The sequence below is a fragment of the Pseudovibrio sp. W64 genome (genome assembly GCF_001623145.1).
Classification (GTDB): domain Bacteria; phylum Pseudomonadota; class Alphaproteobacteria; order Rhizobiales; family Stappiaceae; genus Pseudovibrio.
In genome coordinates this window covers 48,706-75,088 of sequence record NZ_LMCI01000031.1, presented here as the reverse complement: position 1 = coordinate 75,088, position 26,383 = coordinate 48,706, and the positions used below count along the sequence as shown (strand labels likewise).

The 26,383-nt window shown below is 52.9% G+C and carries 21 protein-coding genes; 10 read left to right on the top strand and 11 right to left on the bottom strand.

What is annotated here, in order from left to right:
• The first annotated feature begins 26 nt into the window (after nucleotides 1-26).
• The 7 genes from PsW64_RS13740 (at nucleotide 27) to PsW64_RS13710 (ending at nucleotide 8,259) form a co-directional block, all read left to right on the top strand.
• Nucleotides 27-1,619: an ABC transporter ATP-binding protein gene (locus tag PsW64_RS13740; protein WP_208980781.1), complete on the top strand. Its 1,593-nt coding sequence runs from the start codon at nucleotides 27-29 to the stop codon at nucleotides 1,617-1,619.
• The gene (locus PsW64_RS13735; RefSeq protein WP_057466297.1) at nucleotides 1,609-2,697 is read left to right on the top strand and encodes an ABC transporter permease; all 1,089 of its coding nucleotides are present in this window, start codon (nucleotides 1,609-1,611) and stop codon (nucleotides 2,695-2,697) included. Before PsW64_RS13740 ends, PsW64_RS13735 begins: the two co-directional genes overlap by 11 nt.
• A complete protein-coding gene (locus PsW64_RS13730; RefSeq protein WP_082831113.1) occupies nucleotides 2,690-3,619 on the top strand; it encodes an ABC transporter permease in 930 nt (309 codons plus the stop codon). The genes PsW64_RS13735 and PsW64_RS13730 overlap by 8 nt, the downstream gene beginning before the upstream one ends.
• Before the next feature lie 374 nt (nucleotides 3,620-3,993).
• The gene (locus PsW64_RS13725; protein ID WP_063303976.1) at nucleotides 3,994-5,067 is read left to right on the top strand and encodes a BMP family ABC transporter substrate-binding protein; all 1,074 of its coding nucleotides are present in this window, start codon (nucleotides 3,994-3,996) and stop codon (nucleotides 5,065-5,067) included.
• Nucleotides 5,068-5,185: 118 nt separating this feature from the next.
• The gene (locus PsW64_RS13720) at nucleotides 5,186-6,367 is read left to right on the top strand and encodes a urate hydroxylase PuuD (protein ID WP_063303975.1); all 1,182 of its coding nucleotides are present in this window, start codon (nucleotides 5,186-5,188) and stop codon (nucleotides 6,365-6,367) included.
• Nucleotides 6,368-6,371: 4 nt separating this feature from the next.
• Nucleotides 6,372-6,908 carry a 2-oxo-4-hydroxy-4-carboxy-5-ureidoimidazoline decarboxylase gene (gene uraD, locus PsW64_RS13715; protein ID WP_063303974.1) on the top strand — a complete coding sequence of 179 codons (537 nt, stop codon included), beginning with the start codon at nucleotides 6,372-6,374 and terminating at the stop codon, nucleotides 6,906-6,908.
• Nucleotides 6,909-7,047: 139 nt separating this feature from the next.
• Nucleotides 7,048-8,259, top strand: a complete 1,212-nt coding sequence (locus tag PsW64_RS13710) for an ArgE/DapE family deacylase (protein WP_063303973.1) — start codon at nucleotides 7,048-7,050, stop codon at nucleotides 8,257-8,259.
• Nucleotides 8,260-8,293: 34 nt separating this feature from the next.
• Here the strand turns inward: PsW64_RS13710 and PsW64_RS13705 are convergent, their stop codons facing one another.
• The 5 genes from PsW64_RS13705 to PsW64_RS13685 form a co-directional block, all read right to left on the bottom strand.
• Nucleotides 8,294-8,869, bottom strand: coding sequence for a LysE family translocator (locus tag PsW64_RS13705; RefSeq protein ID WP_208980780.1), 576 nt, complete (start codon nucleotides 8,867-8,869; stop codon nucleotides 8,294-8,296).
• Nucleotides 8,870-9,094: 225 nt separating this feature from the next.
• The gene (locus PsW64_RS13700) at nucleotides 9,095-9,718 is read right to left on the bottom strand and encodes a LysE family translocator (RefSeq protein WP_063303972.1); all 624 of its coding nucleotides are present in this window, start codon (nucleotides 9,716-9,718) and stop codon (nucleotides 9,095-9,097) included.
• A 183-nt stretch (nucleotides 9,719-9,901) separates the two neighbouring features.
• A complete protein-coding gene (locus tag PsW64_RS13695) occupies nucleotides 9,902-10,627 on the bottom strand; it encodes a hypothetical protein (RefSeq protein WP_208980779.1) in 726 nt (241 codons plus the stop codon).
• A 52-nt stretch (nucleotides 10,628-10,679) separates the two neighbouring features.
• Complete coding sequence (locus tag PsW64_RS13690) at nucleotides 10,680-11,723, bottom strand: MaoC family dehydratase (protein WP_063303970.1); 1,044 nt, start codon at nucleotides 11,721-11,723, stop codon at nucleotides 10,680-10,682.
• 17 nt (nucleotides 11,724-11,740) lie between these two features.
• Complete coding sequence (locus PsW64_RS13685; protein ID WP_208980778.1) at nucleotides 11,741-13,144, bottom strand: acetyl-CoA hydrolase/transferase family protein; 1,404 nt, start codon at nucleotides 13,142-13,144, stop codon at nucleotides 11,741-11,743.
• Between the two features lie 72 nt (nucleotides 13,145-13,216).
• Here PsW64_RS13685 and PsW64_RS13680 point away from each other — a divergent pair, with 72 nt between their 5' ends.
• Together PsW64_RS13680 and PsW64_RS13675 are read left to right on the top strand one after the other, a co-directional pair.
• Complete coding sequence (locus PsW64_RS13680; RefSeq protein WP_208980777.1) at nucleotides 13,217-14,062, top strand: HpcH/HpaI aldolase/citrate lyase family protein; 846 nt, start codon at nucleotides 13,217-13,219, stop codon at nucleotides 14,060-14,062.
• 534 nt (nucleotides 14,063-14,596) lie between these two features.
• Nucleotides 14,597-15,613, top strand: a complete 1,017-nt coding sequence (locus PsW64_RS13675; protein ID WP_057461165.1) for a zinc-dependent alcohol dehydrogenase — start codon at nucleotides 14,597-14,599, stop codon at nucleotides 15,611-15,613.
• A 94-nt stretch (nucleotides 15,614-15,707) separates the two neighbouring features.
• Here PsW64_RS13675 and PsW64_RS13670 read toward each other — a convergent pair whose 3' ends face one another.
• A complete protein-coding gene (locus tag PsW64_RS13670; protein ID WP_063303968.1) occupies nucleotides 15,708-16,172 on the bottom strand; it encodes a MarR family winged helix-turn-helix transcriptional regulator in 465 nt (154 codons plus the stop codon).
• Nucleotides 16,173-16,335: 163 nt separating this feature from the next.
• On the opposite strand from PsW64_RS13670, the gene PsW64_RS13665 reads away from it, so the two are divergent.
• Nucleotides 16,336-17,175: an SDR family NAD(P)-dependent oxidoreductase gene (locus PsW64_RS13665; protein WP_082831112.1), complete on the top strand. Its 840-nt coding sequence runs from the start codon at nucleotides 16,336-16,338 to the stop codon at nucleotides 17,173-17,175.
• Nucleotides 17,176-17,345: 170 nt separating this feature from the next.
• On the opposite strand, the gene wecB is transcribed toward PsW64_RS13665, so the two are convergent.
• The 5 genes from wecB to PsW64_RS13640 form a co-directional block, all read right to left on the bottom strand.
• Complete coding sequence (gene wecB / locus PsW64_RS13660; RefSeq protein WP_063303966.1) at nucleotides 17,346-18,491, bottom strand: non-hydrolyzing UDP-N-acetylglucosamine 2-epimerase; 1,146 nt, start codon at nucleotides 18,489-18,491, stop codon at nucleotides 17,346-17,348.
• Between the two features lie 23 nt (nucleotides 18,492-18,514).
• A complete protein-coding gene (locus tag PsW64_RS13655; RefSeq protein ID WP_208980776.1) occupies nucleotides 18,515-19,573 on the bottom strand; it encodes a DUF4434 domain-containing protein in 1,059 nt (352 codons plus the stop codon).
• On the bottom strand, nucleotides 19,551-23,243 hold the full coding sequence (locus tag PsW64_RS13650) for a tetratricopeptide repeat protein (RefSeq protein ID WP_082831111.1): 3,693 nt from the start codon (nucleotides 23,241-23,243) through the stop codon (nucleotides 19,551-19,553). Before PsW64_RS13650 ends, PsW64_RS13655 begins: the two co-directional genes overlap by 23 nt.
• The gene (locus PsW64_RS13645) at nucleotides 23,240-24,709 is read right to left on the bottom strand and encodes a glycosyltransferase (RefSeq protein ID WP_063303965.1); all 1,470 of its coding nucleotides are present in this window, start codon (nucleotides 24,707-24,709) and stop codon (nucleotides 23,240-23,242) included. Before PsW64_RS13645 ends, PsW64_RS13650 begins: the two co-directional genes overlap by 4 nt.
• 174 nt (nucleotides 24,710-24,883) lie before the next feature.
• Nucleotides 24,884-26,023 (bottom strand): CaiB/BaiF CoA transferase family protein, encoded by a 1,140-nt coding sequence (locus tag PsW64_RS13640; protein ID WP_063304045.1) that lies wholly within the window; start codon nucleotides 26,021-26,023, stop codon nucleotides 24,884-24,886.
• Between the last annotated feature and the right edge of the window lie 360 nt (nucleotides 26,024-26,383).

Genomic DNA, 26,383 nt, shown 5'->3' with positions numbered 1-26,383 from the left:
TTTTGCTTGGGGGAACGGGTAACACGATGGAAAACGAGCAGAGGTCTGACCCGGTGACAGGGGGCGAGGATCTCATAGAAGCCAAGGGTATTACCAAGCGATTTGGTGACATTCTAGCGAACGACAATGTCGATCTCGTCATTAAGCAGGGTGAAATTCATGCTTTGCTGGGCGAAAACGGAGCGGGTAAGTCCACGCTCGTAAAAATTCTCTACGGCGCTCTTGAACCGGGTGCGGGAGAGATCCTCTGGAAGGGAAAACGGGTTTCAATCTCGAACCCTGCGGCTGCCCGCAAACTGGGCGTTGGCATGGTGTTCCAGCACTTCTCCTTGTTTGAAGCGCTAAGTGTGGTTGAAAACATCGCGCTGGCCTTGCCTAAAGGCGAAAAAATAGAGGCACTTTCCAGACGTATTACTGAGGTTTCCCAAAAGTATGGCCTGCCTCTGGATCCTGCAGCACTGGTTGCGGATCTGCCGGTTGGCATCCGTCAGCGTATCGAAATCGTGCGTTGCCTTTTGCAGAACCCCAGTCTCATCATCATGGATGAGCCTACGTCTGTATTGACCCCGCAAGAAGCGGATCAGCTTTTCATCACCTTACAGCGCCTCGCCTCCGAAGGTTGTGCGATCCTTTACATCTCTCATCGTCTGGAAGAAGTGAAGAAGATCTGCCACAACGCCACGATCATGCGTCATGGCCGTGTGGTGGGTGGGTGTGACCCTGCTGAGGAAACACCGGCCAGCCTTGCCCGTATGATGGTCGGCGGCGATGTACATGATATCTCTGCTGGTGCGATTGAGGCTCAGCCGGGTGATGTGATGCTCAAGCTGCGCAATCTGTCTATTCCATCGGATGGTGCGTTTGGCATTGAGCTGAAGGACGTCAATCTGGACTTGCGCGGCGGCGAGATTGTTGCTGTTGCCGGGATTGCAGCGAACGGCCAGAGCGAGTTGTTTGATGCGATCTCTGGCGAGACGCAGGTCAAAGATGCTTATGCGGTTGAAATTTGCGGTGTGCCGGTTGGCAAGCGCAAGATCAATGACCGGCGTTTGCTGGGCTCTGCCTTTGTGCCTGAAGAGCGCTTGGGTCATGGTGCGGTGCCGGGCTTTGTGCTTTCTGACAATATTTTACTGACGCGCTATAAAACTGAGCCGTCATTGATCAAGCACGGCACGCTTAACCAGAAGCTTGCAACTGAAATGGAAAAGCGCATCACCGTTTCCTACGATGTGCGCATGTCTCATGATAATCCTGAGGCTCGTTCTCTTTCTGGCGGTAACCTGCAGAAGTTTGTGGTTGGCCGTGAGCTGGACCGTGTTCCGAAAGTGCTGGTGATTAATCAACCGACATGGGGTGTTGATGCAGGTGCTGCGGCTTTGATCCGTCAGGCGATCATTGATCTGGCCCGAGGTGGTTCTGCTGTTTTGGTGATTTCCCAGGATCTTGATGAGATCTACGAGCTTTCTGACCGGATTGCGGTGATCTCTCGTGGTGAGCTTTCTGTCGCCGAACCAGCTTCTGAAATGACGCGTGAGAAGATCGGTCTTTTGATGGCGGGTATGGGTGAGGGCAAGTCTGCTTCCCCTGCAGCAAAAGCGGGAGAGACCCATGCGCATTGAACTTGAAAAACGGGCTGAGCATTCTCAGCTGATGACTGTTGTTTCGCCGCTGATTGCGATTGGGCTTACGCTTGTGTGTGGCTCTATTTTGTTTGTCAGCATGGGTTACAACCCGATTGATGCGCTTTATGCCTATTTCATCGAGCCTCTGACAACCAGCTGGTCTATTGAAGAGCTGCTGGTGAAAGCAGGTCCGCTGGTGCTGATCGCGGTTGGGCTATCTGTCTGCTTCCTGTCCAACTCGTGGAACATTGGTGCCGAAGGTCAGTTCACCATGGGCGCGCTGGCTGGGTCTATCATTCCGGTACTGTTTTACGACTTTACCAGCCCGCTGGCCCTGCCATTGATGGTGCTGATGGGCATTTTGGGCGGTATGGCGTGGGCGTCTATTCCGGCGTTCCTGAAGGTGCGGTTTGGGACCAATGAGATTCTGACCAGCCTGATGCTGGTTTACATCGCGCAGTACATTCTTGATTTTCTTGTCCGTGGTCCATGGCGTGATCCGGAAGGTTTCAACTTCCCGGAAAGCCGGATTTTTGATGCGGCACACGTGCTGCCGAAAATCGGTGAAGGACGTCTGCATATTGGCATGATATTCGCCATTCTGGCCGTTCTGGTGGTTTGGTGGATGCTGTCTCGCACGCTCAAAGGTTTTGAGATCAAAGTGATGGGTGAGACACCGCGTGCTGGCCGTTTTGCTGGGTTTTCCAGCAATGGGGTTGTCTGGTTTGGTTTCCTCGTTTCCGGTGGTTTGGCTGGTCTGGCTGGTATGGCGGAAGTCTCCGGTTCTATTGAACAGCTGACGCCTGTTATTTCTCCTGGCTATGGGTTTACCGCGATTATCGTAGCGTTCCTTGGTCGTTTGAATCCTGTTGGAATTCTGTTTGCCGGGTTGTTGCTTGGGCTTTCCTACATCGGCGGCGAGTCTGCTCAGGTCAGCCTTGGTTTGACTGATAAGGTGACGCGTGTGTTTCAGGGCATGCTGCTGTTCTTTGTGCTCGCCTGTGACACGCTCATTCTTTACAGATTCAAGATTGCTTCCAGTGTGAAAAACATGAAGGAGGCAGGCAATGTCTGATCTTTCCATGATTGAGGCTGTACTTCTGACCATCATCACCGCGTCTACGCCGCTGTTGCTTGCTGCTATTGGTGAGCTTGTGGTGGAGCGTTCAGGTGTGCTCAACCTTGGTGTTGAGGGGATGATGATTGTCGGCGCTGTGATGGGTTTTGCAGCGACACAGGCGACTGGCTCTCCTTACATCGGCATTGTGGCGGCCATGTTCTCCGGCGTTGCCATGAGCCTGTTGTTTGGCTTCCTGACGCTTAATTTGATGGCTAATCAGGTGGCGACAGGCCTTGCACTGACTATACTGGGGCTTGGCCTTTCCGGTATGGTTGGAGAAGCTTTCATCGGTCAACCGGGTATCAGCCTGAAACCGATTGCTATTCCAGTGTTGTCGGGCATTCCATTTATTGGGCCGCTGCTCTTTAATCAGGACGTTCTGGTTTACGCTTCTTATGGTCTTGTGATTGCGGTTTACTTTGTGTTGTTCAGGTCCCGTACGGGGCTGATCATCCGTGCGGTTGGTGACAATCACGGCTCAGCGCATTCGCTTGGATACTCCGTCATTCAGGTGCGTTATCTGGCTGTGATGTTTGGCGGGGCGTGTTCTGGCCTTGCTGGCGCTTACCTGTCACTCATTTACACCCCGCAGTGGGTTGAGGGCATGACAGCGGGCCGCGGCTGGATCGCGCTGGCTCTGGTGGTGTTTGCAAGCTGGCGTCCAGCACGTGTGCTGATTGGGGCTTATCTGTTTGGCGCTGTTTCTATTTTGCAGTTCCATGCGCAGGCCGCAGGCATTGGCTTGCCGACGCAGTTGATGTCTGCGCTGCCGTATCTGGCAACCATCATTGTGCTGATTATGATCTCGCGTAATAAGACACTTGCCAAGGTGAATACACCTGCATGTCTTGGTAAGCCCTTTGTGCCTGATCGCTAATAAGAACCTGATTTGACCGACGCGCTCATAGTAGACGTTGGTCAAATTGTAAATATTTCGACCTTCGTATACATGGTGGGTCGGAGATATAGATAACAGAGATTTAAATCTCTGAGTGAATATGAACCTATTCACGGCTGCATGACTTGCGGATTTCTGCACGCGCACGAATAAACGATCGCAAATATTTGCGAGCGAAAACAAAGCAGAAAAACAACTTGTGGGCGCACAAATGCGCAGAACGGCCTTCGGGTTTGTTCCTATCGTGTTTGCTTGGCGCCGTCGTTCATCTGGTTCTCAATGGTGTGTTCCGCCGCGCTTATTAGGGTGTTGCGTGGCAGGAATGCAGGTTAACCTATAAAGGGGAGCGCACAATGCGCACTATCTTCAAGCTGGCAGCAACTGCTGCAGTTGCACTTGGTCTTTCCGCAGGGGCTTCAAATGCTGCTGATCCACTGAAAGTGGGTTTCATCTATGTTGGTCCAGTTTCTGACCATGGCTGGTCTTACCAGCACGATCAGGGCCGTCAGGCGATTGAAAAGCACTTTGGCGACAAAGTTGAAACCACTTACATTGAAAGCGTGCCAGAAGGTGCGGATGCTGAGCGCGCGATTGAGCGTCTGGCTCGCTCCGGTCACGAGCTGATCTTTACAACGTCCTTTGGTTACATGAACCCAACCTTGAAGGTTGCGCGTAAGTTTCCGAAAGTGAAGTTTGAGCATGCAACTGGCTACAAGCAGGCGAAGAACGTTTCTTCTTACGGCGCTCGCTTCTATGAAGGTCGTTATGTGCTTGGTCAGATCGCTGCAAAGGTCTCCAAATCCGGCACTGCTGGCTACATCGGTTCTTTCCCGATCCCAGAAGTTGTGCGTGGCATCAACTCCTTCATGCTGGGTGCACAGTCTGTGAACCCGGACTTCAAGATCAAGACCATCTGGGTGAACTCCTGGTACGATCCGGGCCGTGAAGCTGATGCTGCAAAAGCGCTGATCGATCAGGGCGTTGACATTATGGTTCAGCACACTGACTCCCCAGCGCCTCTGCAGGTTGCTGAAGAGCGTGGTATCATGGGCTTTGGTCAGGCATCTGACATGATTAAGTTTGCGCCTAAGGCACAAGCAACTGCGATCATCGACGACTGGTCCGCTTACTACATTGCCCGTGTACAGGCAGTGATGGACGGCAACTGGAAGGGCCAGGACACCTGGGGCGGTCTGGATGTCGACATGGTTCACATGGCGCCGTTCACCAACATCCCGCAGGATGTTGCAGAAGAAGCTGCCAAAACTCTTGCTGCGATCAAGTCTGGTGAACTGAAGCCATTTACCGGCCCAATCACCAAACAGGACGGCTCTGAGTTCCTGAAAGCTGGTGTAAGCGCTGAAGATGGCGCACTGCTTTCCATGAACTTCTACGTTAAAGGCATCGACGACCAGCTGCCTGAATAAGCTCCAAGCTTGTTTTCGGAGAGCGCCACATTTTTTCACGGTGCTCTCCGCTGATTTCAGCAGTGGGGGATTTCTCCCGCTGCCCACTCATTTCAATTGAACTTAAAAGAACAAGACAATGACAGCCACTTTCCTTAGTGAATGGCTCAATCTGCTTTTCCGCTGGTTTCACTTGATTGTGGGCGTGGGCTGGATTGGGACCTCTTTTTATTTCATCGCTCTCGACCTTTCCTTGCGCAAACGGGAAGGGCAGGCAGAGGGCATTTTTGGCAGCGCCTGGGAAGTCCACGGCGGCGGTTTCTACCATGTTGAGAAATTCATGGTGGCACCGAAAGAGTTGCCGAAAGACCTGATGTGGTACAAGTGGGATGCTTATCTCACCTGGGTATCCGGCTTTGCTCTTTTGAGCGTTCAGTACTACTTCAATGCAACAGTTTATCTCATTGACCCAGAGGTCATGAAGCTTTTGCCTGTTGAGGCTGTTGCGATTTCCATCGCGTCCCTTGGGCTGGGCTGGATCATCTATGATCGCCTGTGCCGCTCCGCCATTGGCAAGAACACACCTTTACTGGCTGCGTGCCTTCTGGTGATCATTCTGGGTGCGACCTATGGGTATTCGCAGGTCTTTTCAGGCCGTGGGGTTCTCATTCACGTTGGCGCGCTGATTGGCACGTTCATGGCCTTCAACGTGTTTATGGTGATTATCCCGAACCAGAAAAAGATTACCGCAGACCTGCTGGCGGGACGTAAACCTGATGCCGCGCTTGGCCTGATTGGCAAGCAGCGCTCGGTTCACAACAACTATCTGACATTGCCGGTTCTTTTGATGATGGTGTCCAACCACTATCCATTGCTGACGGGGCATAGCCAACCTGTGCTGGTTGTTGCGCTTATCCTGGTGATGGGTGGTATGGTGCGCCACTTCATCAATCGTCATGATGCGCATGACAACTTTGCCAATTTCTGGTGGGCCTTGCCTACGGCAGCCGTCAGTCTGTTTGTAGCTCTCATTGTGACACAGCCTGCCAAGATTGGTGGTGGACATGGTCCGATCCCAGACAGTGATGTGCTGGTGATTGCGCAGACCCATTGTGCGGCCTGCCATAGTGCGACGCCAACCAATGAGGCTTTTAGCGAAGCGCCTAAAAACATTGAGCTGGACAGCATTGCTGATCTGCAACGCTATGACAGCCTGATCATGGCGCAGGCGGTGCGGTCCTCTGCCATGCCACTTGGCAATGAGACAGGCATGACCAAAGAAGAGCGTGAAATTCTTGGCGCCTGGTTGCAGGGGCATTGAGGCCATGGTGACTTATTCTCTGGATGAGGTGAACCGGTTTTCGCTGGACACCTTTGTCGAGGTGTTTGGCGGGGTTGCGGAGCACACTTCCTGGGTTGCGGCTGTTGCCCAGCGAGATGCACCTTTTGCCTCTCGTGATGCGCTGATTGAGGCGTTTGCTAACGCTCTGCAACATGCGGATGAAGACGCGCAGCTGGCGTTAATCCGTGCACACCCTGACCTTGCAGGCAAAGCGGCGCGTGCCGGTGAAATGGCTGATGCCTCTGTGAATGAACAGTCCGGCGCTGGACTGGATCAGCTGAGTGATGCGGAATATGAGCAGTTCACCCAGCTTAACGGTGCTTACAAATCCAACTATGGCTTCCCCTTCATCTTTGCGGTGAAAGGGGCAACCAAGCATCAGATTCTGGAGGCTTTCCAGCTTCGTTTGCAGAATTCTGCAAAGGATGAGTTTGCGGAGGCATTGCGTCAAATCTGCCGGATCTTCAGCTTTCGGCTGGAGGATCTGGTGGCAGACGAACAGAGTGCTTGCAGTCCCTGACCCCTGCCGGAAAGTGCTTGCTACAGTTACGTAATGGGCAATAATCCACTGGAACATGGGGGGCTGCGTTATAAGATGCTTGCAACCATCACCGTTATCTATTGGATTACTGCTACTGTAAAATTCAAGGGGAGCATTCATGAAGGCCGCGATTGAAAACCGGTTTGCGGAGCAGGTCGACTTCCTGCGCGAATTGGTCAAGGTGCCAAGCGACAACCCGCCAGGGGATACAGAGCACCACGCGTTGCGGACTGCTGAGCTGCTTGAAGGCCTTGGCTTTACCGTTGAAAAGCACCCTGTTCCAGAACCATTTGTGCGCCAGAACGGCATGGTCTCTGTGACCAATTTGATCATTCGTGAAACGTTTGGCGACGGGTTTGGTCCAGTGATTGCTCTAAATGCACACGGTGATGTGGTGCCTCCGGGGGAAGGCTGGACTAAAGACCCTTATGGCGCCGAGATTGACGATGGTGCTTTGTATGGGCGCGGGGCTGCGGTTTCCAAAGGAGATTTTGCCACCTACGCTTTTGCGTTGCTGGCGCTGCGTGAGCACGCGGATGAGCTGGAAGGTTCCGTTGAGCTGCATCTGACCTATGATGAAGAAGCTGGTGGGTTTGTTGGGCCGAAGTGGTTGTTGGAACAAGAACTGACCAAGCCAGATTATGCGATCTCAGCAGGGTTTTCCTATGCTGCGACAACGTCTCACAACGGCTGTTTGCATATGGAAGTGATCTTCCGTGGCCGTCAGGCACATGCTGCGATGCCAGAAAGTGGTGCCGACGCCCTGCAAGCTGCAACGCCGGTTCTCACAGCGCTTTATGTGGAACGCGAAAGGCTTAAGTCTATTCAGAGTGAACAGGAAGGCATTGGATCACCTCAGATCACTGTGGGCCTGATCTCAGGTGGCATCAACACCAATGTGGTGCCAGAGCGTGTCTCACTGCGCGTTGACCGGCGTTTGATTCCCGAAGAAAACGGGGAACAGGTGGAAGAGCAGCTGATTGAGCTGATTGAAGCTTTGGTACCAGAAGATTGCGGTGTTGAGGTGGAGTGTCGGCGCATTATGATTGCTGAGCCGCTGCGCGAGTTGCCGGGTGCAAAAAAGCTGGTGGAAGCGTTGAAATGGCCTGCCAAAGAGGTTTTGGGCATTGAGCTAAAAAGCACGGGCGCTCCGCTTTACACCGATGCCCGCCATTATGCTGAGGCCGGTATTCCAACAGTGCTTTATGGTGCAGGACCGCGGTCCATTCTGGAAGCCAATGCCCATGGGGCGGATGAGCATCTGCAACTGTCGGACCTCAAGGCAGCTACGATTATCGTGGCGGATGCCTTGAAAACACTTCTTCGATAGATTGTGAAAAGCCCGGATCTTCCGGGCTTTTTTGTTAACTCACGCGGCCAGACAAGGCGGTGAAAATACCGGCGCCCAGAAGGCCAGTGCCGCCGACCTTATTGAGGCGCTTGAGTGTGCTTGGTCCGTTGACGACTTTGCGCAGTCCGCCCGCCATGGATACCCAGAACACTGTGTTTATGCCACCAAGCGTAACAAAAGTGAGGCCCAGAATGAAGAATTGGGTCAGCACGGGCTGGGTGTGGTCAACGAACTGAGGCAGGAATGCCACGAAAAATAGCATGCCCTTTGGGTTGAAGGTGGTGACCAGCAGGGTGTCTCTGAAGATCTGCAGTGCCGGAACCTGTGGCATCTCAACTTGTGTGGATGGGCCGGAATTGCTGCGCCACATCTTAATGCCAATGTAAATCAGATAGGCTGCGCCGATGTATTTCATGATCTGGAAAAGCATGGCGGAGGTTGCCAGCAGGGCTCCAAGGCCAGCAAGAGCTGCTGTAATTGCAAACAGGTCCCCCAACATCACCCCGGTGACAGAGGCAACTGCAGCGCGTTTGCCCTGACTAAGGCTGTAACTGACGACCATCAGGACGGTTGGGCCAGGTATGATCAACAGTAGGATACTTGCCGCGGCAAGCGCGATCCATGTTTAAAATGCCATGGTGTTCTCCGAAAAGGCCTGATCGATCATGAACAGGTGATGAGTTGAAAGGCTTTGAGCTGATATCTCAAAGTGTGCAGCAGATGAGAAGCTTACCCATGTAGATGCTGTTTGGGTAGAGGTCAGCCTTTGAGAAATACTGGTGAGACTTTGAGTTCTTGCCCCTGTCTATGAGTTTTATGGAAACTTTCCTGACAGCGCGATGAATAGCCCGGCACTCAGCAGACCGGTGCCTCCGATCCTGTTGAGACGTTTTGCGCATTTGCCTCCGGTGAGCATGGCACTGCAACTGCCTGCCATGGAGGTCCAGAACATGGTGTTGATGCCACCGAGGACCACGAAGGTTGTTCCCAGCAATATAAACTGCGGAATGACTGGAATCGTGTCCTCTACAAATTGCGGGAGAAAGGCGACGAAGAACAGCATGTCTTTGGGGTTGAAGGCTGAGACCAGAAACGTATCTCTGAATATTTGCAGGCGGGTCGTTGCCACAATCTCCATTTGGTCTTTGAGGACAGATTTCCTGCGCCACATGCTGACGCCCAGATAAATGAGGTAGGTCGCGCCCGCATACTGCAGGATGTCATAGAGCAGCGCGGAGGTTGAGATGACGGCGCCAAGTCCGGCCAATGCGACCGAGATCAGTAAGATACTCCCCAAACTAACGCCAAGGGCTGAGGCGACAACCGCCCGCAGGCCCTGGCTGATGCCATAACTGGAGACCATAAGGACCGTTGGTCCGGGGATGATGAGTAAGATGGTGCAGGCAAGGACGTAAGTCAGCCAAACCTCGATGGCCATGGCTTTTCTCCTGAAACGATGTGTTGCACAGGAGAGGTAGGGGCGAATTGTGACCAAAATTCTGCGGGTGTGATGACGAAATACAACAATGGAAACAATTATTTACGCCTCACATTTTGTTGCAGGAGGCAATGGTGTTTGATGAAAGTTTGAGCGATTGCATGCTGTTGCTCGCATGAGAGCTCAGCTTGGTGAGAATTGTTTGACCCAGACCGTCAGGTTTCCGGAAGTTTCAAAGCCCGTTTGTATGGCGCTGTGCAGAGTTTCACCTCGTGCATAGCCGACTATAGGTGCTGATGGTTGCCATGCCTGCAACAGGCACGCCATTTGCTGGAGGTCTTGTGGGGACAGTGTGCCTGCAAAGATGTTGGAAAGGCCGATTGAGCTGCCAGACCAGTTGCTGATGAAGCCCTTGGTGTACTTTCCCGCTTCAGCATAGCCCCAAAAGGCAATGTTGGGGATCGTGAGAAGTGCAGGTGGAAACATGTTGCGGTCTGTCTGATTGCCGCTTGTCTTCCATGCTGCCTGCCAGTGCTCCAGTTGCCGGGCCGTCTTTATCTGCTCCCAGACTGCCGTGTCTGCTTTGACGATTTCAGTCAGATAAAACCAGCTGGCATCGAACAGTTTTTTGAAACCAGATTGCTCCAGTGGAAGGTCGGCAAGACTGTCTTTGACATAAAAATCAAATGTTGCTGTGCGCGTGAGGTCATTGATGAGTTCAGGTTTTATTGCCGGGAGGCTGGTCACGATGCTGGAGTAAAACGGAAGGGGCGGCACAGTGATGTGAAACAGCTCCTTAGAGCGCTCATAGGGAATGCCATGGGCTTCAAACATATGCCCATATAGATCCGCATTGTTTTCAGCGGCTTCTAACTGCCATGCAGCTTTGCTCATGATCGCTGATTTCACGTGTCACCCATCTTCTACACAAGAGAGCATCATAGGAGAATGGGGTGTGGGATCAATAGCCAGCGGCTACATATGGACCGCCACCCTGACGATAGACGAGCAGGGTGCGGGTGTAGGAGAGGGCCTCGGTGCCGGTTTGATCATGGGCGACGGTTTTTACGGTCAAAATGCCTTGGTCTGGTCTGGAACGGCTTTCCCGCTTTGACAAGACTTCGCTTGCCACTTTAAAACGGTCATCTGCATAGAAATGACGAGACAATTTTGTATCGGTCCACCCCAGATTGGCAACCACACGCCCAAAGGTGGTTGTGGTGGCGGCGGTGACCAGCGAGAGGACGTGCAGTTCTGTTGCTGGCAGGCGGTCTCTGCCGTAGACCTCCCGCGCGAACTCATGATCACGGTAAAGTGGGTGCCATTGCATGGTCTGGACGGCGTGGCGGAGCATGGAGGAGGAGTGGAGTGTGATGTCCGGGCTGTGCTCGAAGACCTGACCTGCTGCGAACCCCTCAAAGTAGATGCCTGTTGTTTCCTGTAGGGACCCATCCTCACGTTGATAATAGGCCAAAAACCAAGGATTACTGCTGGAGTTGGGAAGGTTGCCCCAAACCGGATGCTTGCCTTTTTTGAAGATGCTAACGGTGTATATGAGGTTGGCGACCTCAACGCCTTCCTGGTTGGTGCAGGAGGCTTTTACGGTGACGTTGCCGGTTTTATCTTCGCTCTCATCCACTGCGATGATTTGGCTACAGCAGTAGAGCGTGTCGCCGCCGAAGATGGGCGCAGTCATGGAGATGTTCTTAAACGCTGTGATGCGGTCTTTTCTGGCAAAGGTCTTCCAGCTCATGCCGAAGATCTTTTGCAGTGTCAGCGTGGAGACGACGAGAGGTTTCCTGAACTCTGTCTGCGCTGCGTAATGGGCATCATAATGCAGCATTGCGGCATTGAAGGTGTCCAACGCTTCCTCTGCATTTTCCTGCTGAGAAACCGTCATGCCGGGACGATGGTGAAAGATCTGGCCCATGGAGAACTCTTCGAAGTTGAGGCCGTAAATCTCCAGAAAGCGATTTTCTGAAATTTGAGCATAGGCTGAATACATGATGGGCTCCTTTCAGCCTAGTAGATGGTCAGGTTTTTGGCTTCTTCGCGCAGCTCATCGCGAAATTGCGGGGCGGCGAGCTCAATGAGGGCGTGGGCGCGCTCTGAGGTGGACATGCCAAACAGGTTGGTGCAGCCGTACTCTGTAGCCACATAACTGACGTCATTGCGCGGGGTAGTGACGATGTTCTGCAGGCGCGGGACAATCTTGGAGATACTGCCGTTTTTAGCGGTGGAATGGGCAGCGAGCACGGCAATGCCTTCTTTGGAGCGGAATGCACCGCGGACGAAGTCCAGCTGCCCACCGCTGCCGGAAATCTGACGCCAGTTGATGGATTCTGAGGCGACTTGGCCGAACAGATCAATCTCCACGAAGGAGTTTACGGAGACCATCCGGTCATTTTGAGCAATGATGTGTGGATTGTTGACGTAGTGCGCTGGATGACAGGCCATGGTGGGGTTGTTGTCGAGATAGGCGTAGTAGTCGGGATTGGAGAACAGCGCGATGTTAAAAACGGTGTGCCCGACATTGAGCTGTTTATACCGGTTGGATACGTTACCGGCTTGTATCAACTCGAACAGCGTATCACCCAGCATTTCTGTGTGAATGCCAAGATCAGATTTTGTCTTCAGGCGTTTGCCAACTTCATTCGGGACGCCGCCAATACCGAGCTGAATGCAAGCGTGATCTGGTACAAGTTCAGCAACAAACTCACCAATCTTATGGTCCTCAAGACTTGTCGGTTTCTTCGGCAGGACCATGAGGTCGCTGTTGTGCTCAATAAGGGCTGAGACCTGAGAGATATGTACGAGCCCAGACCCAAAGGTGCGCGGCATATTTTGATTGACTTCAACGATAATCTGGCCAGCTTCAAACGCCAGGGGGATGGACATGCTACCATCTACACCAAAGCTGAAATAGCCGTGCTCGTCCATGGGAGAGACCTGAAACAAGTGCACATTGGGCTTGCCATGACGAGAGAAAACACCTTGGGCATACAGGCTAAAATGCTCTGGGAGATAATGCGGAATGATCAGATCCGGATGGGTCTGTCTTAACTCCTTGGCGTGATCAGCAAGTTGACGAAAACTTCCTCCTAAAAAGGGGCAGAGCAGCTTGATTTGTTTGAGTACTTCGACATTTGAAAACTGATCGACAATCTCTTTGCGCGAGCGGAGCAGGTAAACATCTGGTGTGCTGCTGAAGTATCCGGCAGCAGCAGCCTCGCAAAAGGCACGGGTAAGGCGAGGAGGGGTTCCGCAATAACACCCGAAGGTGATCAGCTTTGTATCTCTTGCAAGCGTTTTTATCGCCTCATCTGCGCTTATCAGTTTTTGTTGATACAGCTGATCAAAGTGGTCTGCAGGCATGCGGTTATGTCCGGGGTCCATCGTCAAAGAGATCAGCTTGATCCTATCCATTTTCAGGAAATTAATTGTTACTGATCTACATTCTGCCTCAACGGCATCAATGGATTAAGTTGGAGTTCCGGTGTGAAGAGCCTGTTATTCTTACCTGCAGATAAAGCCCATCTTTTCCTGAAGGCGACAGCATCGGGAGCAGGGTGTGTGGTGCTTGACCTTGAAGACGGTGTTTCTGAAAAGCAAAAGCCAGCCGCTAGAGATCTGCTGCGCGGCCTTCAAGATGAAATCCGCGAGCATGAGGCCTGTGAAATCGGTATTCGCATCTCATCGATGAGCACGCCGGATGGACTGGAAGATGTGCTGTGCCTGCTGGACCTGGCGCACCTGCCAGACTGGATATTTCTGCCCAAATGTGAAAGCCCGCGCGATCTGGAGCAACTGGACCATCTGCTGCAGGGACATCCTGGCAAGGAGATGGTGCGGGTGTGCGCGTTGTTGGAAACGCCAGCGGGACTGTCTAACGCAGAAGCGATTGCCTCAACTCATGCACCGCTTCATGCACTGGCCTTTGGGTATGCAGACTATACGGCAGAGACAGGCGGCACTATGGGCTGGAACAGTCTTGTGTGGCCACGCGGACAGCTGCTGAATGCAGCCGTTCAGAACCATCTTTGGGCGATTGATGGCGTGTATTTAGACTTCAATGACCCTGAAGGACTTGAAGATGAAGCCCGCAATGTGCGAGATATGGGATATAACGGCAAGTTCGCCATTCATCCTTCTCAAGTCAGCGTTGTCAATTCGTGCTTTGAACCAAGTGATGAGGAAGTTCAGTGGGCCTTGAATGTGCTTGAAAAGCAAAAGGATACAGCAGGACAAGGCGCGTTTGTTGTTGATGGCAAGATGGTCGATGTACCTGTGATCTTACGTGCAAGACGTTTGCTTGGCCTGAGTGATGGTGATGATCATCCATAGTATGAACTAGTTGTTAGATGCTTAAGTATTTAAATGATACAATACTTATAATTGCTATATTTAGATCGAATAATAGTAAGTAATTCCATAATCTACCTTATGCATACATTTGATTTATACTTGGTATTGTTAGGTGGAGGCAAGTGTTTTGTGGTGTTGCATGGAGTAGGGGGAGAGTGGCTAGTCTCCGCTCGACTCATGACGATGAAATGATCTCAGGTGAAATCGCCTAAAAGCTACGTAGTTAGCCTAAGTTGATGAATTTGTTTCACTTTACGGAAATGTATGTCCTTGAATACACCTGATTGTCGTCCGCGGGTTTTGTATTAAAGAACAAGCCTTTTTAACTTTGAGTGACTGGCGAGAAACGTTGTTAACCGCGCTTGCATCCTTGAAATATCATCTCTTTTATACTTGGCTGGAGGTTTGTTAGGCTCGGGTTGAATGCTGGTGCTGCATACCTGTATTTGCAAAATTTAGCTTTCCCTGTATGCATCTGGGCCGCTGCGGCCCGAACAGGTCAAGGAGCCCGTCATGTCTATGATGAGAGCGGCCGTTGTGCGCGAGTTTGGTGCACCGTTGGACGTGTGTGAAGTTGAAAAGCCTACAGTAAATGATGACAGTGTTCTGGTGAAAATTGAGGCCACTGGCGTGTGCCACACCGACCTTCACGCTGTTGAAGGTGACTGGCCAGTCAAGCCGACACCAGCCTTTATTCCGGGCCATGAAGGTGTGGGCATTGTGGTTGAGAAAGGCCGGAATGTCACTTCGGTGAAAGAGGGGGATCGCGTTGGAATTCCCTGGCTTCACACCGCTTGCCGCTGCTGTCGTCACTGTGTTGATGGCTGGGAAACTTTATGCGAAAGCCAGCAAAACACGGGTTACAGCGTCAATGGCAGCTTTGCAGAATATGCTTTGGCAGACCCGAATTTCGTCGCTCATTTGCCGAAGGAACTTGAATTTGCACCAGCAGCACCAATCCTGTGCGCAGGTGTAACCGTTTACAAGGGGCTGAAGGAAACGGAGACAAAACCGGGACAAACGGTTGTGATTTCCGGTATTGGCGGTTTGGGGCATCTGGCTGTTCAGTACGCCAAGGCTATGGGCTTGCATGTGATTGCGGTTGATATTGCAGAGGACAAACTGGAGCTTGCAAGATCACTTGGCGCGGATATGACGCTCAATGCCTTCAAGTGCGATCCGGTGGCTGAAGTGCAAGCTGGCGGCGGTGCTGAGGGCGTGTTGGTGACGGCAGTGGCTGGCAAGAGCTTCCAGCAAGGTGTTGGCATGCTGGCACGTGGCGGCACTATGAGCCTTGTTGGTTTGCCTCCTGAGGACTTTCCACTCAACATCTTTGATATGGTGCTCAACCGCAAAACATTACGTGGTTCCATTGTGGGTACGCGAAATGATCTGCGGGAGTCATTAGAGTTTGCTGGTGAAGGCCAGGTGGCTGCGCATTACACCACAGAGCCGCTCGACAACGTCAATGACATCTTCGATCGTATGCGTAACGGCAAGATTGATGGTCGTATTGTGATGGACTTTTAAGGTCTGAGAAGACGAATGAATGCCGCAGATGCCAAATCTGGTTCTGCGGCATTTGCTTGTCTAAGCGCATCTGATAAGAACGCTAGCTCCTCGCTCATAACAGGTCGGGATGCGCACCAAGCATCTCCAGCAGGCGGGTCATCTGGGCGCATTCTTCTTCAGAATACACTTTGCTCAAAAGCGGATAGGCGACGTTCGCCATGGCACTGAGAGCGGTTGCGAGTTTGCTTTCGCCTTCCTCTGTGATGTTGATCAGGATAACCCGTTTATCCTCTTGCGAGCGATGCCGCGTGACGAGGCCTTGCTTCTCCAGCCGGCCGATGATCTTTGTTGCGCCACCTTCGGTGAACATCAGAGCACTGGAAATATCACTCATCCGCACTTCACCTCCTGATTGCTGGACGCGTCCAAGAAGCTCTTTTTCTGACAAGGTCAGATCACACGCCTCAGTCACTGCCGTTTGTAGCTTCTGTCGAAGGCGAGCGGCTTGCTGCAACAGCAGATGCGCTGTCTGAATGGTTGCCTTTTGGGATTCTGGGGCGAAATCAAACTGAGTCATCACGTATCCGAGGTGTTACAGATAATACTTGACTAGATTATTAATCTAGTCAAGTATTATGGTCAATCAATCTTGACCGACTGTAAACAAGGATAAAAAAGTGTCCATAGACCTCACCCCATATAGGCCCTCCAAAACCTCTGTTTTGCGCCTTTTACGGTGTATGTTTCGTCAGGGGACGAGAACGCGTATGTGTCCTCCTGGACCACGACTTGACGGGAAAACTGCTCTGATAACAGGTGGATCAGCGGGTGTCGGCGAGTATGTTTCCCGCGGATTGATTGCACGAGGCGCCAAGGTTGTGTCTTTGTCCCGCGGCATCTCTCAGGGGAAGAGAGGGGGCTGTGACCTCCAGCAAGTTAAGTGTGATCTGTCATGCTTGCAGTCTGTGGCGGATGCAGTTGGTAAAGTGGGGGACCAGAAAATTGATATATTGATCTGCAACTCGGGTGTTATATTGAGTGATCACAAAATGGCTTCGGACGATATTGAAATGACCTTTGCAGTCAATGTCTTAGGTCATCATTTGTTGTATCGACTCCTGATGGAGCAAGGCAAGTTTGCGGAGGATGCACGTATTGTGATGACATCGGGAGACGCCTATATCATGGCCCAAACTTGTGATGTGAACCCGCTAAACTACTCAAGCAACAGGGTTTATGGTGGCAGCAAACTAGGTAATTTATGGCAGATGCGGGAGCTCGCGAAACGCTATCCGGCTCTCAAGAGCTATGCTGTTCATCCCGGGGTTATTTTGAGTGGTTTTGGTGGGTTTGCTGAGCAAGGCGGGCTTAGAAGCTGGTTGGCCAAAAGACTGCTGATATCGGAAGAACTCGGGGCGCAGGCTGCTCTTATTGCAGCTACGCAAGATGTTCCCAGCGGAACTTATTGGCACAACGTCTGGGGCCTTATGGATTTGCCTGATGGAGATGCCAGTATGGATTATCAAAAATCAGCGGCTCTTTGGGATCAACTCGAACAGCTCACTGAAGCTTACTTTTGATTGCCTAATGGTCATATGCCATGCCTGAGAACTGCATCATGACAATATCGCAGACATGGTGGGCTGACATTTTAGAGGTGCGAAGGATAAAGATACCTTCGCACGGGCCGTATATATAAAATACGCATAAGGTAGATTATGGAACTTAAACAGTAAAGGCTAGAGTGAAGCTAGTCTGCTGAGTTTATGTGGCTTTCTACGGCCGTCGCTATGCGCTGTGATGCATGGCCATCGCCGAACGGGTTTTGGCGGTCGATCTTTGTGTGTTTGCATTTCAAGATGTGCGCGGCTTCATCCGTGATGGTTTGCTCACATGTGCCGACAAGTTTTGCAAGACCGCTGGTCAATGCTTCTGGTCGCTCTGTGGTCTTGCGCAGGATCAGCAGCGGTGTTCCGAACTCCGGTGCTTCTTCCTGTATGCCACCGCTGTCGGTCAGGATCAGGTCGGCGTCACGTTCCAGTGCGATGAGTGCTTCATAAGACAATGGCGTGACCAGATGGATGCGCGGTATATTTTTGAGCTCGGACTCGATCATGTCTTTGACGACCGGATTTGGGTGGACAGGCAAAATGACTTGCAGGTCCTCATGGGCTTTTGTGATGCGTTTTATGGCCTGGCAGATGCGGCGCATGGGATCGCCCCAATTTTCGCGTCTATGTGTGGTCACCAGCACCAATCGCTTTTGCGGCCCCAGAACATCTTTCAGTTCGTCGAGCTCGCGTGCCGGTTTGATTTTCTGTGCCAGATGTCGAACGGCGTCGACCACCGTGTTTCCTGTGGTGAGGATTTTCTCGTTGCTCAGGCCTTCACGCAACAAGTTGTCTTTGGCGATGGATGTTGGAGCGAACAGCCTATGACACAGTTGGTCCGCCAATCGTCGGTTGGCTTCTTCGGGAAATGGATCCTGCAGCTCACCACTGCGCAGTCCGGCTTCCACGTGGCCGACTGGAATGGCGCTGTAAAAACTGGCCAGTGCGCCGACAAAGCCTGTTGTGGTGTCGCCGTGGACCAATGCGTATTTGGGATGATGCACAGCAATGTATGCGTTTATGCCTTTGAGCAGTTCGCCGGCCTGATCGGCCAGCCTGTGGCTGGTGCTGGATACGTCGAGCCAGTTGATCTGGTGAATGTCGAAGGATACAAGTGCATTGGATGCAATGTCGCGGTGCTGGCCTGTCATTAGAACATGGGCGTGTAGGTTTGGGCAGTTTGCGATTGCAGAGATGACCGGCGCCATTTTTATAGCTTCTGGACGGGTGCCTATGATGCACAGCACTTTGTTAGGGCCCGCTCCGATGATCTCTGGTTCTTTCATCTTTTGCGCTACGGTCCTTGTGATTATTCGGCAGCTTCTACATCAGCCAATGCGTTTGCAATGCAGACATGAGCGTTCTCAGTAAGAAACTCTTTGATCTCGCGACTGTGTTTGTTGTTGAACTTCAGGATATGACTGGACAACGAGAACAAGGCCAAAGGCTGCGTGGCCGAAAATCTTGCGTTCTTCAAACGGCTTTTCATGGTGCCGAGCGAGGTTGGGATTGTGCTGAAATCTGCTGTTCTTGGATCAATCTCGAAGATTTCCACCACTGGAATAACCGTATGATCTTGTGTGCTGAAGGCGGCGCTGATGGCGCGTTGCAGGTTGCGGCTGGAATAAGGTTCCATAAGCTTGGCCCCTAGCCCATCCTGCAGCAACAGAATGTCCATGGATGATTTTGCCATGAGCTTGTTCCATTGTGTGGCCAGTTTTCGCGGAATGGTCTTCAAATCGGTGTATCCAGAGATGGCAACAGGCCCCGGGAGGATGCGGTTCAAGATTGCGCGGGTTTGTGTGGTGTATCCGGTGACGAGCTTTCTGAGCTTGCTATCCAACAGCAGATTGCCATCAATTTCATCTGGTATATACCAGCCCGCAAAAACCTCAGTGGGATGAGCGGTGTAGCTGATCTGCGCCCTTATCGCGGTGGCGAGTTTTTCGGTTTCCGCTAAGCGATTGTCCAGATAGGCTTGGCCATCTTTTTGCAGCTTCTCCATGAATGTTGGATCATACCGCAGGCCGAACCAGAGTTTGGCTCCGGCCTCATCTGCGCCCATGATTGCAGCTTCGAGCCAGAGTGGTAGCTTGATTTCATCCTGAAGATCGCTGCCCCACATGGTCCACTGCAGGATGACCTCTTCAATGCCAAGTCTTTGATGTGAAAGGAGTTCGCTGCGCCATAATCTAGGGTTAGGAAAATATTCATCGCCCCAGGGTTGTATGAAGCTCATGCGTATAGGAATACATTCCTTAGCACCGGAATCTTGCCGCGCATAGGCTTTAAAGATCATCATGAATGCGATGAGAGCGAGGCAGAACACTCCAAGAACGAAGAGTTTAGAAGTTTGCTTGAAGTCCAAGAAGCACTCGGCTGGTCTCACTGTCATCTGTGTTTAATACTTCGTGTCCTACACGCCCGAACACTTCCAGCTGAAGCAGGTCACCATAGGCTTCGGTGTACCACCCTCTCCACTTCAAAGATGCTCCCAGCCCTGCTTCAATTGCCACAGCGCTGGTTTGGGAGTTCCAGTTTCCGCTCCCTATGGAATACGCAAAGGGCGACAAAATCAGGTTAGGATCGAGCCTAAAAGTGTAACCAAGTCGGCCATCTCCATAGAACAAAATGGTTTTTTCCTTTTCAAAGAAACGACCACCTTCCAGATAGAGGCTGATGTAGGGTTCTTTGTCGATAGGCTCACCGGAGTAAAAATCGTAGAGCGGGAGGAAGTCGTTTCCGCGGGTGAAGGACCAAAGCACCCTCCCCAGCCAGTTGTCTTCCGTGACGCTGCCACCTTTGAAGAACCGCTCCAGACCGATTTTCAGGTTTTGCGTCATAAACGGCTTGAAGCGCAGGCCGACGATGGTCTGGTATGTGTCAGGATCCGGGCGGAAGCTGTAGCGTTGGTTGAGCCACTGGGCACGGGCGATGATCTCGAAGACGCGGCCATTCTGGTAACCGATGACGGGCGGACGCCATGCCACTTCGAATGTACCGAACGGACTGCTGGACGGGATACCCAGGATCGCGCCTGTTATCTCTTCTTCATTCTGCCGTGAGGGGCTGATGCCGTCAAAGAACAGGAAGCTGATCGGGATTTCCAGAATGCGGAGCTGCCGTTGGAAGCGCTCCAGCTTGTCCTGTTCATAGATGTCGCGCTGATGCTGGTGCAGCACATCAATCCGCTTGCGAAACAGTTCAGCGGCCTTCTTGTTTTCAAAGGCTGCCAGATAGGTATAGGCCAGATCTTCCTGCAGGTTCGCCTGATCTGGTTTTTCCTCCAGCGAGGTTTCAAAGCGGGTGACTGCCAGATCATTGTCACCCTGAGCACGGGCAAGGTATCCTCCCAAAGCGAGTGTTGCCGGGTTTTTAAGGTCGGCTGGCGGCAGTTTTTCATATTCAGCCTCTGCTTCCTCTAGTTGATCCAACTGGAACAGAACCTGAACTACGGAAAAGCGAATGTCCGGTGTCGAGGCGATGGACCGTGCCTTGCGCAGGTCCACCAGAGCGCTTGCCAGCGCTTCGGGTGATTGATTGCCCTGATGGAGCGTGAGCTGGGCCCGGGCGGCGTAATAGCCGGCCATTTGCTCTTGAGAGAGCTTGGAGACATCCAGTTTGGCAAGGAGGTGTGCTGCCTCATCATAGTCCATCTGGCGCAGGTTGAGGTAGAGCAGTGCCATACCAGCGCTCTGATCGTCATGCTCTTCAAAAGATTCCAGAAACCAGTCCTCCGCGACCTCATACTCTCCCAGCTCCTGATAGAGGAAGCCGAGCTGGCTTGCTGTGGCGAGGTTTGGGCTGAGTTCATACGCTTGCTGTAGTTCCTCTCTGGCTTTCTCTTTGTCTCCCAGTCGCAGATAGAGGCTGGCCAGTGTCAGGTGCTTGTCGGCATTCATGGGCTGAGCCTGAAGCTCCTGTTGCGCGCATGTCAGGGCCTCAAGATTGCGGTCAAGCACGCGGTAGGCCTCGCACCTGATCGCCAAGATCGCATCTGTGTTTTTGGTCTGGTCCAGTTGTTGCAGCAACATCAGAGCTCTTTTGGGGTGATTGAGCTCCAGTGCAAGATAAGCAGCTTCCAAACGGGTTTCAGCGGTTGGGGCCAGTCGCAGTGACTGGCGGTACATTTTCACGGCTTCCTGAAGCTGCCCTTCTGTTTTCAAGAGGCGCGCCAGTGAGAGGAAAGCCATGGCAAACATGTCTTTGCTTTCCTCTGACAGGTTTGCCGTGTTGGTGTAGCTGAAAACGTAGTTCAGCCACATGCGTGCTGTGATACCTTCTGCGGTGCTTTCCTTGAGCATGAGATATGCTGGCAGAACCAGTGTCGGGTCCGGTTGCAGCTTCCAGTCCGCGATCAGATAGTCAAGCGTGCTGGTCCAGTCTTCATTGGTTGCAGAGACGGCTGCCAGATCAAACAGAAGACGTGCATAGGCTTTCTTGTCGTTTTCATTGAAGGCGCCGTCAGCACGGGCTCTTTGGGCTCGTGCAAGAGCATCCTGAAGAACAGCGGAGGCGATGCGGTGATGGTTGGAGAGCAGGGCGACCTGCCCTCTTTTTGCTGTGATGCGCCAGTTGGGCATCAACGTTTCAGCTTCTTTGAGAACCTGATTGGCGAGATCCAGATCCCCTGCCCGCCGCGCCAGATCTGAAAGGGTTTGCAACAGCTCTACCCAGGCTTCCGGAGATTTCTGCTGGTCTGTGAACTGGGTGATGGCGCGCAGTTCCACCAGCGCGTTGATGGCTTGTGTTTCCCAGCCATTGTTAAGAGCGAGCATGCTGAGTTGCAGGCCGTATTCCGGGCTGCGGGTAAGCTTGATCAGCAGTCGGCCTGCGGTGACCGCTCTGGTATCATCTCCTGCGCGAATGGCGATGTCTGCCAGTGCCAGATAATAGTTGGCGGCTTCTTCCGGACCGGAGGCTTTGGTGTCGAGGATCCTGCCATCCGCTGTCAGAAGCGCCATTTCTGCCTCGGCGCTGGAGCCTTTTTTCACCAGAGCGTAGGCCAGCTGAACGCGCGTGGACAGTCCCAGTTGATCAACGCGTCCGGGGTTGAGGAAGGTCAGCAACTCATCCAGATGACCAGAATTGAGCGCGCTGGCGGCCAGAGCTCTGGCGAATGTGCGCTGTTCCAGAGCGGAGGATTGGCGGCCCGTAAACAGTCCATTCATTTCACCGCGCAGCAGCAAGCGGTAGGCTTCTTCGTCTTTGCCTTGCGCAAGAAAGAGGAAGGCTTCGTTCAAAATTGCTGTACGCTGGGTTCTTGGTGCATTGTCCAGCTTGGAAAGCTCGTCCCATTCGCTACGGGCTTCTTCCAGCTGATTGAAGTTGCGCAAAAGATCCGCTCTGATGAGCCTTTGTCTTGGGGTGGCAGCGCCCAGCTCTCGCAAAATGTTCAGTGCATGGAGAGCTTCCTTGGTTTTGCCAAGCTTGATGGCTGCTTCTGCTGCGCCTGCAAGGGCTTCTTCCCGGTTGCTCGGCAGTAATTTGCCAGTCTCTATCGCCAGCCGGAAATCATCAAAGGCTTCCGCATACTCGCCCGTGAGCATTTGCAGGTGGCCGAGCGAAAGATAGCCGCGGCTGAAAGCGGGGGCTTGAGATTGGAGGATCTCTAATTGGTCAATTGCTGCGATCGGGCGATTGAGGCCGATGAGCAGCTGGATTTTTTGCCAGCGGGCCACAAGATGATCAGGGTCTTGTTTCAGCAGCTCATCCAGTTCTTTCAGCGCATCTTCACTTCGCCCCTCTGCCAGCAGGCGGTAGGCAAGGTCCAGCAAGGGATAGGAGCGGTAGCCGCGCCACGTGCTTTGCAATAGGGATTGGCTGTCCTGTCGGTCCTTCAGCAAGCTGATGTAGTACTCGTCTTTTTGCTGGAGAGTGTAAGGCGCAGGGCTGACTCTCTGTGAAGGCGGCGCTGGATTTTGCGATTGTGTTGGGATGGATAAGCCAAGCGCAAACATGATGACCCACAGCAGATAGAATGCCGAGTTTCGGTTGGCATCCGTACGTGTGTTGTGGGGCGTTTGGGGCCGGGTCATGTTTGTGCTTCCTGCTCTACAGGAATTGCAAGCTCCAGACTTTCTTCCTCCGGATAGTCATGAGCGGTCTTGTCCCAACCGATGACTTCGCCGGTGCCCAGATGCCGGATCCATGTTTTGATGGCACGCATCATGGCGATGTAGTTGATGATGATGGATACGAAGTAGCGCAAGGTCACGGGAGCCAATGCACGCAGACCATAATGGTAGCCTGTCCAGATATGGCGCTGGATAAGGCGGTGGGCGAGCAGGAGCACGTTGAACCAGATTACATACCAAAATGGGCTGTCTTCTGGCAGAAGTGGCGGCAAATGGTAGGCATCCGGTGCCAGATGCTCATAGAGGCGAAGGCCCCAGTAGAAGAAAAGCGAGATGTACCCGATGATGATGGCGTGGCTGAAGAACACCATCTTCCTGTCGCGCCAATAAAAGTATTTATCAGCGAGCCCTCCTTTCCATCCCAGCTGTGCCCAGCCCTGAAACGCGATGCCGATGGTCCAGCGGGTTTTCTGGCGTACGCTTTGCCAGAAGCCGGAGGGAAACAGCTCCTGCGTGACTGCAAAGTCCGTGTGATCGCTTTTCTTTGCCGGGTGGACCCAGAGCAGGTGGTGGGTGAGCCCCTTCCCTGTGAGCCGCATGGCGAGGTCGTAATCTTCCGTCAAGGAGCCGATGTTGAAGACTTCCGGTATGCCGTTCTCATCTGTGCCGGAAATGGATTTGGCTGTCTCGATGGTTTTCTTGGAGTAGCAGGTGCCAACACCAGCGCCCGGAACTGTTCCGGTCAAGAAGCCCCTGACGAGAACTTCCTTGGAATGGAACTCGGCAAACTCGTCCATGTAGTGGCCGGCTGTCAGGTTCCGGCGTCTACGGGGTAAGGAGAGGACGGGCAGTTGCACCACATCGGCAAGTTCAAGGCTGGCGTTGAAGACGTGCAGAGCGTTTGGGTTGAGGATGTCTTCTGCGTCCTGCATGACGATGCCGGCAAAGGAGATGTTCTGTTCCTGTTCGAACCTCTCTATTTCGGCAATGATGGTGTTGACGCAGTCGGCTTTGCAGGTTGGGCCGTCATTGTTGGTGGTAACGACGCGCAGATTGTCGTGTTCGGCTGCCAGACGATTTGCAGCCTTCTGCGTGGCTGCGTCATTGGGGTAGACGCCAATGAAGATCCAATAGGATGGATAGTCCAGTCTGCGCATGATGCCTGTAACGGCGGGATAGAGGATTGAGGCTTCATCCCATGCGGGTAGCATGATGGCCAGCGGTCTTGGCGGGACGTGCCCAGTTTCTTCAAACAAGCGTTCTTCGGTTCTGCCCGCTAATGGGCCGCGATACCAGGCGATAAAGGTGTAATAGAGGGTGTCAACGAACAGGTCATCTGCGCCAGATACAGCAAAGACGTATGAGGCGACGAGAAAGAGGCCCTGCGTAACAAGAAACAATAATACAAATGCATCTGTTACCAGCATACTCTGGTGCACTCCTTCGCAGTAACCTGATTAAAGTTACCCTAGGAGATTCGAGAGGATGTCCTCAGTCATGGGATGTGCTCAGAGGATTGGGCTGAGGCAGTTATGACGTGGGAGGGAGTGCTGAGGCCCCCTCCGTTTACAGTTTGTTTCGCATCGTTAATTGTCGCAGATTCAGGCCAAAGTTTTGCTCTTTTGCATATCAACGATATCCGCTTCAGAGAAACCAAGCTGCTGTAAAACCTGTGCAGTATCGTCTCCGGTTCTTCCTGCTGGTTCAGGTGTTTGCGGAACTGTGCGGCTGAAGCGCGGTGCGGGTGCTGCCTGGGTGACGCCGTTGAGGCGGATGCGGTTGCCGCGCTCGGTGTTGAGAGAGGCTGCGTTTGCCTCCTCAATGGAGAGCACAGGGGCAACGCAAGCGTCGGTTCCTGCAAAGACGCCGGTCCAGTGGTCCAGCGTATTCGCCTTGATGGCAGTGCCGATTTGTTCTTCCAGCTGAGGCCACTCTTTCATGTTCATCTGGATCTTGGAAAGCTCTTGCGGGAGGTCCAGCCCTTGTAGCAGCAAAGCGAAGAACTGGGGCTCCAGAGAACCGACGGACAGATAGCGCCCATCTGAAGTTTCATAGCAGCGATAGAACGGAGCGCCGCCATCCAACAGGTTCGTTTGGCGTTTGTCCTGCCAAAGCCCGCGGCCCAGCAAGGAGTAGATCAGACCCATCATGGCTGGCACGCCGTCGACCATGGCTGCATCGATCACCTGTCCTTTGCCGCTTCTAGTGCGCTCAAACAGCGCTGACAGCACACCCAGCAGCAGGAACATGGACCCGCCGCCGTAGTCCGCCGCCATGTTGAGCGGTGGGACTGGTGGGCGGCCTTCCTCGCCGATGGCGTTGAGCATGCCGGTCATAGCGAGGTAATTGAGGTCGTGGCCGGCGGCATGAGCCAGTGGCCCGTCCTGCCCCCAGCCGGTCATGCGGCCATAGATCAGGCCCGGGTTCTTGGCGAGGCATTCGTCCGGCCCAAGGCCAAGGCGCTCCATTACGCCGGGGCGGAAGCCTTCGATCAGGATGTCGGCTTTCTCAACGAGGGAGAAGAAGACTTTGACGGCCTCTTCGCTCTTCATGTTCAAAGCGATGGACTTCTTGCCTCTGCGGTTGACGTCCTTGTCGATCCGCTCGCCGGTGCGGCGGTCGACGACGATGACATCGGCTCCCAGATCTGCAAGCAATTGTCCGGCCATGGGCGCTGGGCCAAGGCCTGCCATCTCCACCACCTGAAGTCCTGAAAGTGGTCCCGCTTTTTCTGCTGTCACATATGCCTCCCCAGTCAGCCAAGTCCTGCGCATACGAGCATCTTGGAAAGTGCCCGTTTCCAGAGTTGATGCCTTACAGAGCTGGCTTGTCAGATGAGTGTACCTGCAAGCCGCGCTGGGCGGATAACTCCGGTTCGCGTTGTTGGGTCAACCTTAGAGCGGCTGATGGTAGTTCCACAACTCTCCATTTGGTGAATAGGCTATCCAATAGGTTAAGACGAATGGAGTGTGTGAGGAGGTTTTTCAGTCTGACGCGCTGGGCTGCTTCGGTTGCTGTGCCAGACACTTTCGGATGAAATGAATTCATCAACGCAGCCACATAGCAACTTAAAGTAACGCATGAATCACTTAAACCACGCA

Excerpts from the sequence above, each read along its gene's own strand:
- PsW64_RS13645 (WP_063303965.1), bottom strand. The coding sequence starts at position 24,709 with ATGCTGGTAACAGATGCATTTGTATTATTGTTTCTTGTTACGCAGGGC.
- PsW64_RS13735 (WP_057466297.1), top strand. The coding sequence starts at position 1,609 with ATGCGCATTGAACTTGAAAAACGGGCTGAGCATTCTCAGCTGATGACT.
- PsW64_RS13700 (WP_063303972.1), bottom strand. The coding sequence starts at position 9,718 with ATGGCCATCGAGGTTTGGCTGACTTACGTCCTTGCCTGCACCATCTTA.
- PsW64_RS13685 (WP_208980778.1), bottom strand. The coding sequence starts at position 13,144 with ATGGATAGGATCAAGCTGATCTCTTTGACGATGGACCCCGGACATAAC.
- PsW64_RS13670 (WP_063303968.1), bottom strand. The coding sequence starts at position 16,172 with ATGACTCAGTTTGATTTCGCCCCAGAATCCCAAAAGGCAACCATTCAG.
- PsW64_RS13665 (WP_082831112.1), top strand. The coding sequence starts at position 16,336 with ATGTTTCGTCAGGGGACGAGAACGCGTATGTGTCCTCCTGGACCACGA.
- PsW64_RS13730 (WP_082831113.1), top strand. The coding sequence starts at position 2,690 with ATGTCTGATCTTTCCATGATTGAGGCTGTACTTCTGACCATCATCACC.
- PsW64_RS13675 (WP_057461165.1), top strand. The coding sequence starts at position 14,597 with ATGTCTATGATGAGAGCGGCCGTTGTGCGCGAGTTTGGTGCACCGTTG.
- PsW64_RS13720 (WP_063303975.1), top strand. The coding sequence starts at position 5,186 with ATGACAGCCACTTTCCTTAGTGAATGGCTCAATCTGCTTTTCCGCTGG.
- PsW64_RS13690 (WP_063303970.1), bottom strand. The coding sequence starts at position 11,723 with ATGTATTCAGCCTATGCTCAAATTTCAGAAAATCGCTTTCTGGAGATT.
- PsW64_RS13650 (WP_082831111.1), bottom strand. The coding sequence starts at position 23,243 with ATGACCCGGCCCCAAACGCCCCACAACACACGTACGGATGCCAACCGA.
- uraD (WP_063303974.1), top strand. The coding sequence starts at position 6,372 with ATGGTGACTTATTCTCTGGATGAGGTGAACCGGTTTTCGCTGGACACC.
- PsW64_RS13740 (WP_208980781.1), top strand. The coding sequence starts at position 27 with ATGGAAAACGAGCAGAGGTCTGACCCGGTGACAGGGGGCGAGGATCTC.
- PsW64_RS13725 (WP_063303976.1), top strand. The coding sequence starts at position 3,994 with ATGCGCACTATCTTCAAGCTGGCAGCAACTGCTGCAGTTGCACTTGGT.
- wecB (WP_063303966.1), bottom strand. The coding sequence starts at position 18,491 with ATGAAAGAACCAGAGATCATCGGAGCGGGCCCTAACAAAGTGCTGTGC.
- PsW64_RS13710 (WP_063303973.1), top strand. The coding sequence starts at position 7,048 with ATGAAGGCCGCGATTGAAAACCGGTTTGCGGAGCAGGTCGACTTCCTG.